Below are 19,498 nucleotides of genomic sequence, written 5' to 3'. Positions count from 1 at the left end.
GTCGTGGGCGCCATCTCGCAAGTTTCAAACAAGGAACTGTTGCAATCGCCCGCAGCCAACGTATCGCAAGCCATCTCTGGTAAAATCGCAGGTGTGATCACCTCGCAGACCTCGGGTGCACCCGGTTCGGACGACACACAAATTTACATCCGTGGTCGTGCAACCTTCGCTGGCGATGCCCAACCGCTGGTGTTGGTCGACGGAGTAGAACGTGAGTTCTCACAAATTGCCCCCGATGACATCGAGACCATCTCTGTATTGAAAGACGCCTCGGCTACGGCCGTTTATGGTGTGCGTGGTGCAAACGGCGTTATGCTGATTACCACCAAACGCGGTAAAGAGCAAAAGCCCGAAGTCAGCCTAACAGCCAACTGGCAAATCCAAAGCCCTACCCGCACAGACACGTATCTGGACTCTTATCAGTCTGTGATGTTGCTCGAAGAAGCATTGGCCAACGACGGACTTCCTTCGCAATACAGTGCTTCCGATATTGAAATGTTCCGCCGCTCTGTAGCCGGAGAACTGACCGGAGTAGATGCCATGCTCTACCCCAATGTAGACTGGTATGACGAAGTATTGAACAGCACAGCTCCTGCCCAACGCTACAACGTCAGTGTGCGTGGTGGTACAAAACGTATGCGTTACTATGCCTCTGCCGAACTCTACGACCAGCAAGGATTGGTGAAAGACTTAAGCAATGATGCCTATGGGAACTCTTCAAGTCCCAGCTTCCGTCGTTATGCCTTCCGTGCTAATATGGACTTTTTCCTGATCAAGGATTTGACCGTATCTGTTAACTTCGGTACTCGTTTCGAAGAGCGTGGAGGCCCCAACTCAAACGAATCGAGCGGCTATAGCGAAATCTTCTATGAAATGAACCATACTCCCGGTTGGCTCTTCCCAGTATCAGCCCAAGTACAGAACGGCGAAAAGACTGAGACCATTTATGGTGGTACTTCACAATATCAGAACAACATCGTAGGCCGTCTGGCAGAAGCCGGCTTCTACCGTGCGACCAATACGATCAACGAGACCAACTTCATCGCCGACTACAAGATGGATTGGCTGACACCTGGCTTAAGTGTCAAGGGGATGCTTTCGTTCGACTACGACTCGTATAATCGTAAACTTTACAGCAAGAGTTTCGCCACATACCAGCTGACAGATACCAGCAATCCTAGTGAATTGAAATCGTGGAATCGCTTCAACTCGGACGGTGAGCTGGCAGGTTCTCAATCACATGCCGCTTACTACAAACTCTACATGGAAGCCCAAGTGAACTATGCCCGTACGTTCGGCAGACACGATGTAACCGGTATGGTATTGTACAACCAGAACGACCACCGCGTAAACGACGAACTTGCCCGTCGCTACCAAGGATTGGTAGGACGTGCCACCTACGCTTACGACGACCGCTATCTGGCCGAAGTCAACTTCGGCTACAACGGCTCCGAAAACTTCATGAAAGGCCGACGCTTCGGCTTCTTCCCCGCATTCTCAGTGGGATGGCGCGTCAGCAACGAAAGCTTCATGGAAAAGTACAGCAACTGGCTGAACAACCTGAAAATCCGCGCCAGCTACGGTCAGGTAGGTAACGACATCTATAGCGTAAACGGCGTGGTTCAACGCTTCCTTTACGAAGAGGCTTGGGATCAGATAAACAACGACTATACCTTCGGCACAAGTGGTCAGACAGGTATTTACGAGGCACAATACCCCAACTACAGAGTAACTTGGGAACGCGCCCACAAATACAACCTCGGTATCGAGTTCGGTTTGTTCAATGGTTTACTCAATGGTAATGTAGATGTCTTCTACGAAAAACGTAACGATATCTTGACCACCTATCAGACTCGCCCTGAATGGGTAGGAGTAAACATGGCTGCAGGAAACCTCGGAAAAACAACCAATAAGGGTTATGAAATTGAGCTGAAACACCACAATACAATCGGCAAAGATTTTGATTATACCGTCGGCTTCACCTTCTCGCATGCCAAAAATGAAATCACTTCGAAAGACGAACCGGCACTGATGACTGAATACCGCAAGCAGGAAGGACACCCCATCGGTCAGTACTATGGCTTGGTTTGCGACGGATTTGTAACACAAGCCGATATCGACGGAGGACAATTACCGACTTCTACATTCGGCAATGTCAAAGTCGGCGACTTGAAGTACCGCGACATGAACAATGACGGCTTCATTGACGAACGTGATGAAACCTTTATCGGCTATAGTGATGTGCCCGAGAACATGTTTGCCCTGACTTTAGGTGCCAACTATAAAGGCTGGGGATTCAGCATCATGTTCCAAGGTGTCAACAAAGTAAGCCGTTACTACGATGCTGAAGCCATGTATGCATTTGTTAACGGAGGTAAAGTGAAAGAACACCATCTGCAACGTTGGGACCCGGCACAAAGCGAGGAATACAACTTGGCCAATGCCAAATACCCCCTCCTCCATTACGACAGCTATGGCGATCACAACCAGCGACAGAATTCATTTTTCTTGAAAAACGGTGCATTTGTCCGTTTGAAAAACATCGAACTGAGTTATACTTTACCCAAAGAATGGATTAAAGTAGTAGGCATGAGTAATTGTCGCCTTTATGTCAATGCAAACAATCTGGTAACATGGGATCATCTGGACGGATTGACAGACCCCGAAAGTAATGGTTCGAACCGTTATCCTATCATGAAAACCGTAAACTTTGGTGTAAACATTAATTTCTAACAGAAATATTATGAAGAAAACATTATTATACAGTCTATTCACATTGTCCATCGCTTCTACTACGCTGACTTCTTGTGAAGAAATGTTTGGCGACTTTCTGGATAAACAACCCAGTGGTGAGCTGACAGGAGACGAAGTATTCAGCGATTGGGGTCTGATGGAGCAATTCCATTTTGATACATATAACTTCCTGCGTCATGGTGCACTTCGCATCAACAATTCATGGCTCGATGCTGCAACCGATCTGGGACATACCAGTTATGCCAGCGGAGGAGTACGTACCACTTTCAACATTGGGAATTACTATGGAAGCGGAGGCGCAGCAGAGCTGACCGATACTTGGGAACATTACTATCGTGCTATCCGTAAATGCAACATGATACTTGAACGTATTGAAAACGTACCTAAAGATACCGATTTAAGTGAAGAAAACTACCAGAGACAAAAGACACAATACATCTCAGAAGCACGTTTCTTCCGCGCTTATTTCTATTGGGAACTTTTCCTGCGTTATGGCCCTATTCCTTTGGTAACTACTGTTCTTGATCCAGACGGAGATCTATTAAGCGATTATACAGAACGGCCATCTTTAAAAGAATATGTGATAGACTTTGTACTTAAAGAACTTCAGGAATGCGAAAAAGGCTTAATGACTTACAATACCGAAAGCACTTACGGAGGACGTATTATGCAACCCGTAGCACGTGCACTGTATAGCCATATCATGCTCTACATGGCAAGTCCACGTTATAGTAATGAGTCTGGCATAACCTGGCAGCAAGCAGCCGATGCAGCTCAAAGTTTCATCAATGATTATGGAAGCAATTATGCTTTAATAACCAATGAATCCGATCCCAAAGCAGCATTGACCAACGCTTGGTTACTGACCCCTTATACCGAAAACAATACAGAAATGATTTTCTATCGTAATGACGGAACAATCGGTTGGAGCGGTATCGCTAATGACACTCCAGTTGGAGAAGGTGGAAATGGAGGTTTATGCCCTTCGCAGAATCTAGTTGACATGTACGATATGATAGACGGTTCATCTCCATTCACCGAATACGATGAAACAGGTGCACCCGTTTATCACGGAACAACTCCTGACGTTAACGAAGCCAGTGGCTATAGTGATGCCCACATGTGGGAGAACCGCGACAAACGTCTGGAAGCGACTATTCTATATAATGGAGTAACTTGGGGCAACGGAGTCATCAATGTAGTACGCGGACAACGAGATAATCCGATAGGAAATGCCAACGCAACTCAAACAGGTTATTATGTACGCAAGTTGATACCTGAAACGATTTTAAGCAACGAGCATGGTGGAAACTCACGCCGTCTATGGACTTACATTCGATATGCAGAAATTCTACTGAATCGTGCAGAAGCCTTAAACGAAGTAGAGGGTCCTACCGAAGAAGTATGTAACCTTCTTGACCAGATCCGTCATCGTGCTGGCATTACAGGTAATGTGGCCGACCGTGCTGATCTAAAAACAAAAGATGCTATGCGTAACTTCATCCACAAAGAACGGACAATCGAGTTAGCATTCGAAGAACATCGGTTCTGGGATGTACGCCGCTGGGGAGTAGCCGAACAAGCTTTAGGACGCGACATCATCGGAATTGATGTAGCAAGCGACGGTACTATCACACGTAAAGTAACCCAAAAGCGTGTATTCGAAGAGAAGATGTACCTTTATCCAATTCCAGAAACCGAATACTGGAAAACAGGAATAGAGAATAATCCGGGGTGGAATTAATCTTAATCTGATAAGAATATGAACAAAGTTAATCATATTATAACCAAAACAGCCAAAGCAGGCAAAACACTGCTGACGGCAACATTATTGTTTGCAGCAGCCAACGTATATGCGCAAAACTCGCAAATATTAAAAGGCCGTATTGTAGACACAGAAGGTAAGCCCGTAGCTGGTGCCGTCATCAATGTAGCAGAAGAAAGTCGAATCGTTCTTTCTGACGCTGATGGCTATTTCAGCTTAAATAATGTAAAGCCAACTGATGAAATATGCGTAAGTTGTGTCGGATATAAAAACGTACAGGTTCCAGCAGAATTTAATGAAAACTTCAACATTGAAATTCAAGAAGACCTTGATGAATATTTGCATACTATGCCTGTTCCGTTCGGACGCAAAACACGTAAAATCATGACAGAAGCAACTTCGGTTGTTACAGGAGAAGAACTACAAAAACATCCTATTACTGTATTACAGAATGCGTTTACTTCTACAGTTAATGGTGTAGAAACTTACGAATGGTCATCTGAACCGGGATGGACAGAAAGTGCTATGTATATCCGCGGTATTCGTACAATGAACAGTGGTGCCCGTGCTCCGCTGGTAATGGTAGACAACGTTGAACGCGACCTTTCATTTCTAGATGCATTCCCCATCGAAAACATTACAATTCTGAAAGATGCTGCGGCAACTGCTATTTATGGTATGCGAGGAGCCAATGGTGCCATCATTGTCACTACTAAACGTGGAGAAGCTGGTAAAACAAACGTTGATTTTACTCAAGAGGTCGGATTCCAAATGTTAAGTAACAAAATGGAAAACCAGAACTCATATAACATGGCACTAACACGTAATCGCGTACGTTATCTTGACGGATTACAACCCATGTATACCGATGAACAAATAGAAATGTACCGTCGTGTGTGCGAAGGAGAACAGTTGACCGGAATGGACCAGTACAAATACTTCAATACCAATTGGTTTGATGAATTGTATCGCGAAACAGCTCCTATGTACAAAACAAACTTACAGATTAACGGAGGTAACGACCGTGCACGCTACTACGTATCATTTTCTTATCTCCGTCAGGAAGGTATGTGGAATGACAAATGGACCAATTATAACAAAGATTATAATACGACACACATGTTGAATCGTTGGAACTTACGTTCTAATCTTGATATTGATGTCAATGAATATTTGAATGTATCATTGGATTTAGGCGGACGTATCGATAATATTTCACAACCGCTCACATCGGTATTCAATCTGACAACATTTGGTGCCGTTGAAGCTAATCCTATGGAACCTGTATACTGTCCAAACGGAGAAATATATGCTTCGTCTACAGCAAATAACGCAGGACGCTTATTAGCCTCATCCGGTCAAGATAAGAACAGACGCCGTAACCTCTATTCAACAGTAACTGTTAACGGCGATTTGAAAAAGATTCTTCCTGGGCTGAAAGTAAATGCAACCGTAAGTTTCGACTCGTATGAAGTGTTCCAGACAACACAAGCCAATGACATCAATTCATATAATTATGATTATGCCAACCTGAATGTAAGCGATATCTCACAGATAGAATATACCAAGTTTTCTTCATATACCGCTTTGCATTACACATCAGGTAGTGGTGGTAATCAGCGTGCTCACTATTATAACCTGAATATGTTGGGAGGCTTCAGCTATGAGAACAGCTTCGGCAATCACAACATTAGTGCACGTGCTTTTGCCCGTTCTTATCGGAATCAAAACAATGTGCTGGAACCTAATAATGCACAATACAATTCTTCGAATCGTTATTTATCGTGGAACGGCCAACTGACATACGATTATGCTAACCGTTACATTTTTTCAGGAAACATTTCGCGCATGGGTAGCGACAATTTCCGTAAAGATGAACGCTGGGGTACATTCTATGGCGTATCAGGAGGCTGGGTTGCATCAGAAGAACCTTGGTTGAGAAACGATAAAATAGATATGCTGAAACTCCGCGTTTCTTATGGACGTGCCGGACAAGCTGTTACTGGAGCCGGACGCTACCCCTACCAGAATACATATGGCTCATCTACAGGGTATGGATTCGGTTATTCGGGTTCATATGTAAACGGATTTGCAGAGACTATGGCAGGAAATGCCAACAACAAATGGGAAATTTCTGATATGTTGAACCTAGGTCTGGACTTTGATTTCTGGAACAAAAAATTATATGGTTCTATCGACGCCTTCAAAGAATGGAGATCCAATATTTTGGTAACACGTACAAGTGTACCTGACATGCTTGGTATCAGTGTAGCTCAAGATTCATACGGTAAGGCTGAAACCAAAGGTTTTGAAGTTACAATAGGACATCAGAACCACATCGGCGATTTCAGCTATTACCTCCAAGGTATGGTAACCTACAACACTAACAAGATCACTGAAATGGACGAAACGGAACCGAACGTAGAGTGGCAACGTAAGACTGGTAATCGTATTCTTGACTACACTTCTGTACAAGCCCTATACGAAAGCTCATTCAACAATACTGTTGGAGGATGGAATCGCTACAAGTTCGTACAATGGGCTTCAGACCCCAATCTGATCGCTACCAGTCAGCAGGATGCAATCGACCATCCGGAAAAATATCCGTATAATAGTGCATCAAACGGAGCTCAAAAACTAGGAACAGCCGTATTTAAAGACTTAAATGGAGACCGTATGATCGATTCGAATGATATGGTACCAGACACTTATACTGTAATACCTGAATTAATTCCGACCTTGACATTCGGTTTCAGCTATAAAGGTTTTGATGCACGTGCTGTACTGACAGCCTATTTAAATCGTGACGTATTCCTTTCTCCTGCATTATCCTACTCTGGTTGGAGTAACATGGGTACTCATGAAGTAGTTAATTCTTGGGGATATTATACTGATGATCCGAACGATCCACGAAACGTCAATGCCAAATATCCCCGCCCGACATACGGCGGATTCAACGCTATTGACTCAGACCGTGATACAGGTACATATCAGAATGATATCTGGATTGTGAATGGTAACTTCCTCTCATTGCGTAATATAGAAATCGGCTATTCTCTACCTAAAAAATTAATAGCCAAGGCTTGTATGACTAAATGCCGTTTCTATTTTAGTGGTTATAACCTTTATACATGGAGCGGTCTGCCTGACGGACTTGATCCTGAAAAACCGATGAGTTACGTATGGTGGTATCCCAAAACTCGTACATTCACTTTTGGCGTCAATATAGGATTCTAACAAATAAATATTAATAATATGAAGAAATACATCAAATATATGGCAGCAACCCTGCTGGCGGTGAACTTCACCGCCTGCAGCGGATTCCTTGACAAAGAAGTAGATCTAACTCTTGGAGCCGAAGACGTTTTTGACAAAGCCGAAAATACGCGCGGCCTGCTCGCAAACATCTATACCTATTTACCAGATGCATTTGTTGGTTATACAGACGGGCAATACCGTGGAGCTTCACGCGACTGTATGACAGATAACGCCATCTCTTTTTGGAATGTGCATTATTACCATAGCGTATTACGTGATTCATATGATGCAACTAACCATCAGTTTGCAAATTACTTTTGGTCACGCAATTTCCAGGCCATTCGTGCTGCCAACAACTTTCTGACCTATGCAAAAGAAAGTGTAATCGGTAATGAAGAGACCAATGATGATAACAACCGTTTATACGATCGTAACATGGCTGAAGCACGTTTTTTACGTGCCATATTCCATTTTGATTTGGTCAGCTACTTTGGTGCAATACCTATCGTTGGCGATGATGCAGAAGGCAACCCAATCATTTTTGAGACAACTAATACAGAAGCTATGAACCAGCCTCGCACACCCGCTGCTGATGCATTGCAATGGATTGCAGACGAATGTGACAAAGTAAAAGATGTTTTGCCCTTCCGATATGCGCAGGAAGAACTTAACTGGGGACGTGTAAACGGAGCTTCAGCTTATGCATTAAAAGCCAGAGCCCTACTCTATAAAGCTTCTCCTTTAAACAATCCTTCAAATGACCAGAGTCAATGGGAAGCCGCCGCAGAAGCAGCTCTTGACTTTATTCGCAAAAATGCGACACAGAGTAATCCGTACCGGCTTTATGACATCGGAGATCCCGAACAAAACTATTATCAATGTTTTGTGTCAACTCCGCACTTGAATAACGAATATATTTTAAGTCGCTCTGAATGGCAAACACGGGCTATTGAAGAATTTTTAGCACCTTGTGGATTTAGCGGATCTGCTAATTCTACTGGACGTACCAATCCAACCCAAAATCTGGTAGACAGCTATGAAACTATCAATGGACTTCCCATCGACCAAGATCCCAGTTATGATCCACAAAATCCATATGTAAACCGAGATCCACGCCTTGAACAGACCATTCTGCATCATGGTTCTATCTGGGGTGACCCCGAACAAGAAGAAGAACGTATGGTAGATATTACGTATGGTACAGGTTTAGATTATCAGGAATTGCATGGAGGCACCGTAACTGGATATTATACTAAAAAGTTCCTCAATAACATGTCATGGAAAAGCCCTACCACCTACACACATGCTTGTCCGATCTTCCGCTATGCAGAAGTTCTGTTAAACGCAGCAGAAGCATTGAACGAAGCAGGACGTACTTCTGAAGCATACGAATATGTCAATCAGGTACGTGCACGTGTAGGCATGCCAGCTTATAGTAATATGACACAAGACAAACTGCGGGAACGCATTCGTAATGAACGTCGTATTGAATTATGTTTTGAGGACCACCGATTCTTTGATGAACGCCGTTGGAAACTGTTCGAAGGAGTTACAGCCGCTAGTGAACAAAACAAGCCTTATTATCAGCAAGTATACAATTTATATGGAGTACAAATTACCCCCAATGCAGGTACTGTATATAATTACGGCTACTCGGAAACTTACACTTCACGCGCATTCAACAGTCCAAAGAATTATTATTTCCCAATTCCTGACGATGAAGTAAAACGTCTTCCTAATTTGGGACAAAATAGTGGTTGGGAATTAACTGCCACTTCAACAGAAGCAAACTGATAATCAATGAAAGTGGTAATTAATGAAAGTATAAAATATCAATTAAAGCCAACTATTATGAAACATTATAAATGGATTAGTTTATTGTTCGCAGCCGCTCTCACTATGGGAGCGTGCAGCGACGATGAAAACAATTATGGAGAGACAGGAGTTATCATTGAAGAACCAGTCGCTACAGAAGCTACTTTAAAAAGTGTGTCGGTAAGTTGTACTTTCGATTTACGCGATGATATACGCTATGTTAGTGCAGGATTCTGCTATAGCCTTCATGAGAATCCTACGATTTACGATGCTACAATTAAATCGACTTTAACCAACGGTACTGTATCAGCCACAATTGATGGGCTTACTCCTTATACTACTTACCACGTACGGGCTTATATCTGCATTTATCAAGGAGAAACTTTATACTCTTCAGATATTCAGATTATGCCTTCTGAGGGTTTGGAAGATAATGAGTTAATCAATTATCAGGCACCACAATATTTAGATGATTATCGTTCGATAGCTTCGTGGGATTTACGTGATCAATGGAATCTGTCCAATGTGCACGATCCTTCAGTAGTATTGGCAGAAGACGGCTATTACTATATGTATCAGACAGACGCTTCATATGACAATAAACATACTGCAGGTGGTCATTTCCACGCACGACGTTCTAAGGATTTAGTTAATTGGGAGTATTTAGGAGGAACAATGCAATCATTACCGGAATGGGTAATACCTAAACTAAACGAAATCCGTACAGATATGGGACTGAAAGAGGCCACTCCCAATACAGATGAATTCGGCTATTGGGCTCCATGCGTACGAAAAGTTAAAGACGGTCTTTACCGTATGTATTACTCGATTGTATGTCCCGGAAATATTGATGGAGAAAATTCGTGGGCAGAACGAGCGTTTATCGGAATGATGGAAAATACTGATCCTTCTAATAATAATGGCTGGGTAGACAAAGGATATGTCATTACCAATGCATCTGATAAAGGTTTAAATTTTCATGTTGCACCAAATGATTGGGCAAACTGCTATTACAAATGGAATGCCATTGACCCCAGCTATATCATAGCTGAAGATGGAAAACATTATTTGATTTACGGTTCATGGAACAGTGGTATCGCTTTAGTCGAGCTGGATGCAGAAACTGGAAAAGTCAAGGCTGAATTACCCAACCCATGGGGAACCAATGAAGATATTGCTGCATATGGTCAACTGATAGCAACCCGAGAAATGGGTAATCGCTGGCAAGCAAGCGAAGGTCCTGAAATTGTATACAACCCCAATACCGGGTATTATTATCTGTTTGTAGCCTATGATGCATTGGATGTTCCTTATAACACCCGAGTTGCACGTTCCAAAAACATTACCGGCCCCTTTTTAGGTATTGATGGTGCTAACGTCACTGAAGGAGCAGATATGCTACCTGTAGTTACCCACCCCTATAAATTTGCCAATAGCGATGGTTGGGTCGGCCTCTCTCATTGCGCAATCTTTAACGATGGCAATGGCCACTGGTACTATTCTTCACAAGGACGTTTACCTGCAAATATAGATAACGCAGTCATGTTAGGACATGTCCGCAGCATCTTATGGACCAAAGACGGATGGCCTTTAGTAATGCCCGAGCGCTATGGTGCCGTTCCACAAGTGACTATCAAAGAAGAAGAGTTAATTGGAAAATGGGAACATATCGATCTTTCTTATAGCTATGGTGAACAGAAATCTGCAGCAACAATGACATTAGCCGCCGACCATACTATTACAGAAGGAACTTGGAAAGGTGGTACATGGAGTTACGATGCAGAGAAACAGATTTTAACGGCTAATGGAATCGAGCTTTATTTAAAACGTGAAACAGACTGGGAATCAACTCCCAGAACACACACCATCGTTTACGCCGGTTACGGAGATAATTTTAAAACTTATTGGGGTAAGAAGAATAAATAATCGCTCATTTATATAAGGAGAATTGCCTGGATGTCTTGACTGCTCCAGGCATTTTTTTCACATAATATGTTACATAACATACAGAAGTGTATACCTCACATCAAATAAAAGTGTTACTTTTACACCCGAAATAAGATAAACATCTAATTCACAAATAAAAATAACGCCATGAGGAATTACTTTCTTTCAGCAGGAATAGCTGCATGTATATTAGCATCCTGCACACAGAAACCGGAAACTCAGCTTACCTTATCCGGTTTAAATCCCACAAAGTTTCAAACAGAGGTAAACAACGCCCAAACCAACCTTTATACATTAAAGAATAAAGCTGGAATGGAAGTTTGTATCACGAACTTCGGTGGCCGTATTGTTTCCATAATGGTTCCTGATAAAAACGGGAATATGCAAGATGTGGTTTTAGGATTCGACAGCATCGCCGACTACATTAATGTTCCGAGCGATTTTGGAGCTTCTATCGGACGTTATGCAAACCGAATCAACCAAGGCCGGATTGTATTGGATGGAGACACTATACAACTGCCCCAAAACAATTTCGGACATTGCCTGCATGGCGGTCCTAAAGGATGGCAATATCAAGTATATAATGCCAACCCTATTGACGGCACGACATTGGAATTGACACGTATTTCACCTGATGGAGATGAAAACTTCCCCGGTAATGTTACAGCCAAAGTAACCTACAAACTGACAGAAGACAATGCCATTGACATCAAATACAGTGCAACTACCGACAAGAAAACTGTTATTAATATGACCAACCATTCTTATTTCAACTTGTCGGGAAATCCTGCCAAAGCAGCAACAGACCACATCTTATATGTAAATGCAGACAACTATACTCCTGTTGACAGCACATTCATGACCACTGGAGAAATTCTGCCTGTGAAAGATACTCCTATGGACTTTACAACTCCTAAAGCTGTAGGACAAGATATCAATAATTACGACTTTATCCAATTGAAAAACGGAAACGGATATGACCACAATTGGGTATTAAATACCAATGGCGATATCACCAAGCTGGCGGCGAAACTGACATCACCCGAAACCGGCATCACGCTGGAAGTATATACCAACGAGCCAGGAATCCAAGTATATTCCGGTAATTTCCTTGACGGAACTGTTACAGGAAAGAAAGGTATAGTATATAATCAACGTGCCTCTGTTTGTCTGGAAACACAACACTATCCTGATAGCCCCAATAAGCCCGAGTGGCCTTCTGTAATCCTTGAGCCAGGTCAAACTTACAACAGCGAATGTATCTTTAAATTCGGTGTAGAGAAATAAATCTTAATTTAATACTATAAAACATTGAGCAATTATGAATTGGAATACAAATGAATTTATCTGGCTCGATTGGGCAGTTCTTGCCGTTGGCATCATTGCTATCGTATGGGCAATTTGTCATGCCATAAAGAAAGACAAAGAAAAGATGAAAGGAGCCGACAGTCAGGACTACCTCTTTGGAAAAGGTGAACCTTGGTATATTATTGGTGCAGCTATTTTCGCAGCCAATATTGGATCAGAACACCTGGTAGGTCTTGCAGGTACTGGAGCTAAAGACGGTGTAGGAATGGCACACTGGGAAATGCAAGGCTGGATGATACTTATCTTGGGATGGTTGTTCGTACCATTTTATCAATTGTTGAACAACAAAATGGGTAAAATCATCACAATGCCCGACTTCCTGAAGTTCCGCTATACACAACGTACCGGTTCTTGGCTGTCAATCATCACGCTGATCGCATACGTCCTGACAAAAGTTTCTGTAACAGCTTTCACAGGTGGTATTTTCTTTGAATACCTTCTCGGCCTACCGTTCTGGTATGGTGCCATTGGTCTGATTGTTGTTACTGCAGTGTTTACGGTCTTTGGAGGTATGAAAGGCGTAATGACTTTGTCTGCCATTCAGACTCCGATTCTTATCATCGGTTCTTTCCTTGTTTTGTTCCTGGGTCTTAACATGTTAGGAGATGGCAGCATAAGCGAAGGATGGTCACAAATGATGGCTGTATGTAACGCTGCTCACGACGGTTTTGGTACAACCCACATGTTCCATACCGATCCCGCCGATCCTATGTATCAGCAATTCCCCGGATATGTAGTTTTCCTTGGTGCTTCTATCATCGGTTTTTGGTATTGGTGTACCGACCAGCATATCGTGCAACGTGTATTGGGTCAACAAAAAGGAGAGGCCAATGATGTAGTAATGAAACGTGCTCGTCGTGGTAGTATTGCTGCCGGATACTTTAAATTGTTACCCGTATTTATGTTCCTGATTCCTGGAATGGTAGCTTACGCACTTGCACAGAAAACTGGTAGTGGTATCGTTATGGATATTACCAATACTCATGACACAGACGGTGCATTTGCCATGATGGTGAAAAACATATTGCCCGCAGGTGTCAAAGGTATTGTTACTATCGGATTTGTCTGCGCCCTTGTTGCATCTTTGGCCGCATTCTTCAATAGCTGCGCTACCTTATTTACAGAAGATTTCTATAAACCTATGAAAAAAGGCATGAGCGAAAGCCATTACGTACTTGTAGGCCGTATCGCAACTGTCGTTGTAGTTCTTCTGGGATTGGCATGGATGCCTATTATGATGAATATGGGTAACCTGTACTCGTATCTGCAAGATATCCAATCATTAATCGCTCCTGCTATGGTAGCCGTATTCACATTGGGTATATTCTCCAAAAAAATTACTCCCAAAGCTGGTGAATGGGGACTTATCGGCGGTTTCCTGATTGGTATGGTACGTTTGCTTACCAATGTTATCACAGATTCCGGTAAAGCCACTATGGACGGCGCCTTCTGGGAATACACTTCATGGTTCTGGCAAACAAACTGGCTGATCTTCGAAGTCTGGTTATTAGTATTCCTGCTTGTATTGATGGCAGTTGTTTCTTGCTTCACTCCGAAACCTACAGCAGAACAGATAGAAGCCATTACATTTACCGGAAGCTACAAAGAAGAAATCGCGAAGAGCTGGAACAAATGGGATGTTATCGCTACTTTGGGCGTAATCATCCTCTGCGCTTTGTTCTATGCCTACTTCTGGTAATTTCATGAAATGTTCACATTTCACGAATAGAAAATCATATTTATAATTAGGAGTTACAAAACTCCTAATTATAAATGTTGCGAAAGTTGTATTACTCACTTAACAGTGCATTTATCAATGAGCAATTATTACAGCATCAATCCTAAGTTCTACGTATCTGTAGACTGTATCATTTTTGGATTTTATGAAGGAGAACTGAATTTATTACTCCTGAAACGAAATTTTGAACCTGCATTAGGCGAATGGTCACTAATGGGTGGATTCGTTCAAGAGAATGAGAGTGTAGACGATGCAGCGAAACGAGTTTTAGCAGAACTCACCGGATTGGATCAAGTATATATGGAACAAGTCAGCTCTTTTGGAGCTATAGACCGTGACCCAGGCGAACGAGTTGTATCCATTGCCTATTATGCACTTATCAACATCAACGAATACGACCGCGAACTAGTACAAAGACACAATGCATTTTGGGTTAATATAAATGAACTTCCACCATTGATATTCGATCACCAAGCAATGGTAGAGCAAGCACGTGCCCTCATGCAACAAAAAGCATCGGTTGCTCCTATCGGCTTCAATCTTCTGCCTAAATTATTCACCTTATCACAACTGCAAAGCTTGTACGAAGCCATTTATGGAGAAGCCATAGACAAACGGAACTTCCGCAAACGGATAGCAGAAATGGATTATATAGAGAAAACAGACCTCATAGACAAAACAAGTTCGAAACGAGGTGCTGCCCTCTATCAGTTCAATGAAAAAGTTTATCGCAAAGCTCCGAAATTTAAACTGTAACATTTAAACATAAAACATATGTTAGAAGAATTAAAAGAAAAAGTATTTCGCGCTAACCTCGATTTAGTAAAGCATGGCCTGGTCATCTTTACTTGGGGCAATGTTTCCGGAATTGACCGCGAAACTGGCTTGGTCGTCATTAAACCAAGTGGCGTAAGTTATGACGAAATGAAAGCTGAAGACATGGTTGTAGTAGACCTCGACGGAAAAGTCGTGGAAGGCAAACTTAAACCGTCTTCAGATACTCCTACCCATATAGTATTATACAAGGCTTTCCCTGAAATTGGCGGAGTAGTACATACACACTCTACATATGCCACAGCTTGGGCACAAGCAGGATGCGATATTCCGAATATCGGCACAACCCATGCCGACTATTTCCACGATGCTATCCCCTGCACTGCCGACATGACAGAAGCCGAAGTTAAAGGCGCTTACGAATTGGAAACAGGAAATGTCATCGTTAAACGTTTCGAAGGACTGAATCCTGTACATACACCAGGAGTATTGGTAAAAAATCACGGACCATTCTCATGGGGGAAAGATGCACATGATGCCGTACATAATGCCGTCGTTATGGAGCAAGTAGCTAAAATGGCCTCAATAGCCTATGCTGTCAATCCCAATTTGACAATGAATCCATTGCTCATCGAGAAGCATTTCAACCGCAAACATGGTCCTAATGCTTATTATGGGCAAAAATAAAATAGTAATGCCCTGCCCCCTATTTTAAACAAGAAGCTTAAGACATACAATAATAACTAACAAGAATAATTAACCAACCACTTAAAAATAATAGTATTATGAACGCATTTGATCAATATGAAGTATGGTTCGTAACAGGAGCACAGCTTCTGTACGGAGGAGACGCTGTAATCGCAGTAGACGCACACAGCAATGAAATGGTAAAAGGACTGAATGAGTCAGGTAAACTGCCTGTAAAAGTTGTATATAAAGGAACAGCCAATTCTTCAAAAGAAGTAGAAGCAGTTTTTAAAGCTGCCAACAATGAAGAAAAGTGTATCGGTGTTATCACTTGGATGCACACCTTCTCGCCCGCCAAAATGTGGATTCATGGTTTGCAGCAATTAAAGAAACCTTTGCTCCACTTGCACACACAGTACAACAAGGAAATTCCTTGGGATACCATGGATATGGACTTCATGAACTTGAACCAAAGTGCACACGGCGACCGTGAATTTGGCCACATTTGCACACGCATGCGTATTCGTCGCAAAGTAGTAGTAGGCTACTGGAAAGAAGAAGAAACACAAAACAAGATCGCAGTTTGGATGCGTGTTTGCGCCGGATGGGCCGATGCACAAGACATGCTCATCATCCGTTTCGGCGACCAGATGAACAACGTAGCTGTAACCGATGGTGATAAAGTTGAAGCAGAACAACGTATGGGCTACCATGTAGACTACTGCCCGGTTAGCGAGCTGATGGAATATCACGCAAAGGTAAAGGACGAAGAAGTAAAAGCATTGGTAGACGAATACTTCCGCCTTTACGACCACGATGCTGAATTGGAAGACGGACGTACTGCCGCTTATGAGAAGGTATGGAACTCTGCCAAAGCAGAGCTTGCATTGCGCGCTATATTGAAGGACAAAGGCGCCAAAGGTTTCACAACCAACTTCGACGACCTCGGACAAACTGACGGCAGCTATTTCGACCAAATTCCTGGCTTGGCATCACAACGTCTGATGGCCGAAGGTTATGGTTTCGGTGCCGAAGGCGACTGGAAATCAGCAGCACTCTACCGCACTGTTTGGGTAATGAATCAAGGTCTGCCTACAGGTTGCTCATTCCTCGAAGACTACACTTTGAACTTCAATGGAGAGAACAGCTCTATCCTTCAGGCACACATGTTGGAGGTATGTCCGTTAATCGCCGCTAAAAAGCCACGTTTGGAAGTACATTTCCTGGGTATAGGTATCCGCAAGAGCGAAACTGCCCGTCTGGTATTTACTTCAAAGGTAGGCAAAGGATGTACAGCTACAGTTGTTGACCTTGGCAACCGCTTCCGCCTCATCGTAAACGATGTAGAATGCATCGAGCCGAAGCCACTGCCTAAGTTGCCCGTTGCTTCTGCTTTGTGGAAACCGATGCCTAATTTCGAAATTGGCGCAGGTGCATGGATTCTGGCTGGTGGTACTCACCATTCATGCTTCTCTTACGACCTCACTGCCGAATATTGGGAAGACTATGCCGAAATCGCAGGTATCGAAATGGTACATATCAACAAAGACACTACAATCAGCGAATTCAAGAAAGAACTGCGCATGAACGAAGTGTACTATATGCTGAACAAAGCTCTTTGCTAATCATCCAATAGCATAACCATGTATAAAAGTGCTCAACGAGCAATCGTTTGCAGCACTTTTATACTTTTAAGTAAGTTGCAAAAGCTGCAAATTACAGATATTTCTAACTTTACATTAACGTTGTACCTTAAACCATTAGTTCCATTATGAAATTAGATGCAAAATCAACTATCGAAACCGGTAAAGCCATCCTTGGTATAGAATTCGGATCCACAAGAATCAAAGCAGTTTTAATCGACCAGGAAAACAAGCCCATTGCGCAAGGTAGCCATACATGGGAAAACCAATTGGTCGATGGTCTTTGGACATATAGTATTGATGCCATTTGGAACGGATTGCAAGACTGCTATTCAGATCTTCGTTCCAATGTAAAAGAGTTATATGGCATCGAAATAGAAACTCTGGCAGCCATCGGTATCAGCGCTATGATGCATGGTTACATGGCGTTCAACAAAGAACAGGAAATCCTTGTTCCTTTCCGCACCTGGAGAAATACCAATACAGGAGAAGCAGCTGCTACCCTGTCCGAGCTGTTTGTCTACAACATCCCTCTGAGATGGAGTATTTCGCACTTGTATCAAGCTATCTTAAACAAAGAAGAGCATGTAAAAGACATCGATTTCCTGACCACTCTTGCCGGCTACGTACACTGGCAGATTACAGGCCAGAAGGTATTAGGCATCGGCGATGCATCCGGTATGCTCCCCATCGATCCGAATACGAAAGATTATTCAGCCGAAATGGTTTCCAAATTCAATAATCTTATTGCTCCCCAAGGATTCAAATGGACATTACTCGACATTCTTCCCAAAGTATTACTGGCTGGTGAAAATGCAGGTTCCCTTACAGCCGAAGGAGCCAAGAGACTTGATGTATCCGGACACCTGAAAGCCGGTATCCCCGTATGTCCGCCAGAAGGCGACGCTGGTACAGGTATGGTTGCTACCAATGCTGTAAAACAACGCACAGGAAACGTTTCTGCCGGAACTTCCTCATTCTCGATGATTGTACTTGAAAAGGACCTGTCGAAACCTTACGAGATGATCGATATGGTTACTACCCCCGACGGTAGCCTGGTAGCTATGGTACATTGCAACAACTGTACTTCCGACCTCAATGCCTGGGTCAATCTGTTCAAGGAATATCAGGAACTCATGGGCATTCCTGTAGACATGAACGAAATCTATGGTAAGCTCTACAACCACGCACTGACAGGCGACACCGACTGCGGAGGCTTGATCTCATACAACTATATTTCAGGAGAGCCTGTTACTGGCCTTGCTGAAGGAAGACCTTTGTTTGTACGTTCAGCCAACGATAAGTTCAATTTGGCCAACTTCATGCGTGCTCACCTCCATGCTTCTGTAGGAGTACTTAAAATAGGTAACGACATTCTCTTCAACGAAGAAAAGATTAAAGTAGACCGAATTACCGGCCATGGTGGCTTGTTCAAGACCAAAGGAGTAGGTCAAAGAATATTGGCTGCTGCTATCAACTCTCCTATCTCGGTTATGGAAACTGCCGGTGAAGGTGGTGCCTGGGGTATTGCTCTGTTAGGATCGTATCTGGTAAACAATGACAAGAAACAGTCGTTGGCCGACTTCCTGGACGAAAACGTATTTGCCGGAGATGCCGGTGTCGAGATTGCTCCGACGGCAGAAGACGTTGCAGGCTTCAACGCATATATCGAAAACTATAAAGCTGGTTTACCTATTGAAGAAGCAGCTGCAAAATTCAAAAAATAACCCAACAGAAAAAGACTACTTT

General features: G+C 43.0%; 11 protein-coding genes. All 11 read left to right on the top strand.

All coding sequences use genetic code 11. The features are described 5' to 3' along the window. Window positions 1–2,733, top strand: a 2,733-nt coding sequence (locus QVP67_RS04970; protein ID WP_288179917.1) for a SusC/RagA family TonB-linked outer membrane protein, incomplete at its 5' end; no start/stop codon positions are given. A gap of 10 nt (window positions 2,734–2,743) precedes the next feature. Next, window positions 2,744–4,498, top strand: a complete 1,755-nt coding sequence (locus QVP67_RS04965; protein ID WP_022162459.1) for a RagB/SusD family nutrient uptake outer membrane protein — start codon at window positions 2,744–2,746, stop codon at window positions 4,496–4,498. A gap of 18 nt (window positions 4,499–4,516) precedes the next feature. Beyond that, complete coding sequence (locus QVP67_RS04960) at window positions 4,517–7,756, top strand: SusC/RagA family TonB-linked outer membrane protein (RefSeq protein ID WP_022162458.1); 3,240 nt, start codon at window positions 4,517–4,519, stop codon at window positions 7,754–7,756. Window positions 7,757–7,774: 18 nt separating this feature from the next. Then, on the top strand, window positions 7,775–9,571 hold the full coding sequence (locus QVP67_RS04955; protein ID WP_022162457.1) for a RagB/SusD family nutrient uptake outer membrane protein: 1,797 nt from the start codon (window positions 7,775–7,777) through the stop codon (window positions 9,569–9,571). A 57-nt stretch (window positions 9,572–9,628) separates the two neighbouring features. Then, complete coding sequence (locus QVP67_RS04950; RefSeq protein ID WP_022162456.1) at window positions 9,629–11,518, top strand: arabinan endo-1,5-alpha-L-arabinosidase; 1,890 nt, start codon at window positions 9,629–9,631, stop codon at window positions 11,516–11,518. A gap of 168 nt (window positions 11,519–11,686) precedes the next feature. Continuing rightward, complete coding sequence (locus QVP67_RS04945; protein WP_022162455.1) at window positions 11,687–12,826, top strand: aldose epimerase family protein; 1,140 nt, start codon at window positions 11,687–11,689, stop codon at window positions 12,824–12,826. Between the two features lie 34 nt (window positions 12,827–12,860). Then, window positions 12,861–14,606 (top strand): sodium:solute symporter, encoded by a 1,746-nt coding sequence (locus tag QVP67_RS04940; protein WP_022162454.1) that lies wholly within the window; start codon window positions 12,861–12,863, stop codon window positions 14,604–14,606. A 117-nt stretch (window positions 14,607–14,723) separates the two neighbouring features. Further along, window positions 14,724–15,401, top strand: coding sequence for an NUDIX hydrolase (locus QVP67_RS04935; RefSeq protein ID WP_022162453.1), 678 nt, complete (start codon window positions 14,724–14,726; stop codon window positions 15,399–15,401). An 18-nt stretch (window positions 15,402–15,419) separates the two neighbouring features. Next, a complete protein-coding gene (locus QVP67_RS04930) occupies window positions 15,420–16,106 on the top strand; it encodes an L-ribulose-5-phosphate 4-epimerase (protein WP_022162452.1) in 687 nt (228 codons plus the stop codon). A gap of 98 nt (window positions 16,107–16,204) precedes the next feature. After that, entirely contained in the window at window positions 16,205–17,731 is a 1,527-nt protein-coding gene (araA, locus tag QVP67_RS04925; RefSeq protein ID WP_022162451.1) for an L-arabinose isomerase, read from the top strand. A 146-nt stretch (window positions 17,732–17,877) separates the two neighbouring features. Further along, window positions 17,878–19,476 carry a xylulokinase gene (locus tag QVP67_RS04920; RefSeq protein WP_022162450.1) on the top strand — a complete coding sequence of 533 codons (1,599 nt, stop codon included), beginning with the start codon at window positions 17,878–17,880 and terminating at the stop codon, window positions 19,474–19,476. Window positions 19,477–19,498: the final 22 nt, after the last annotated feature.

Origin of the sequence: Bacteroides sp. CAG:633 (assembly GCF_000435115.1) — a bacterium.
Taxonomy (GTDB): domain Bacteria; phylum Bacteroidota; class Bacteroidia; order Bacteroidales; family Bacteroidaceae; genus Bacteroides; species Bacteroides ndongoniae.
The sequence above is the reverse complement of the archived record's forward strand: the minus strand, read 5'-3'. Positions and strand labels throughout refer to the sequence as shown.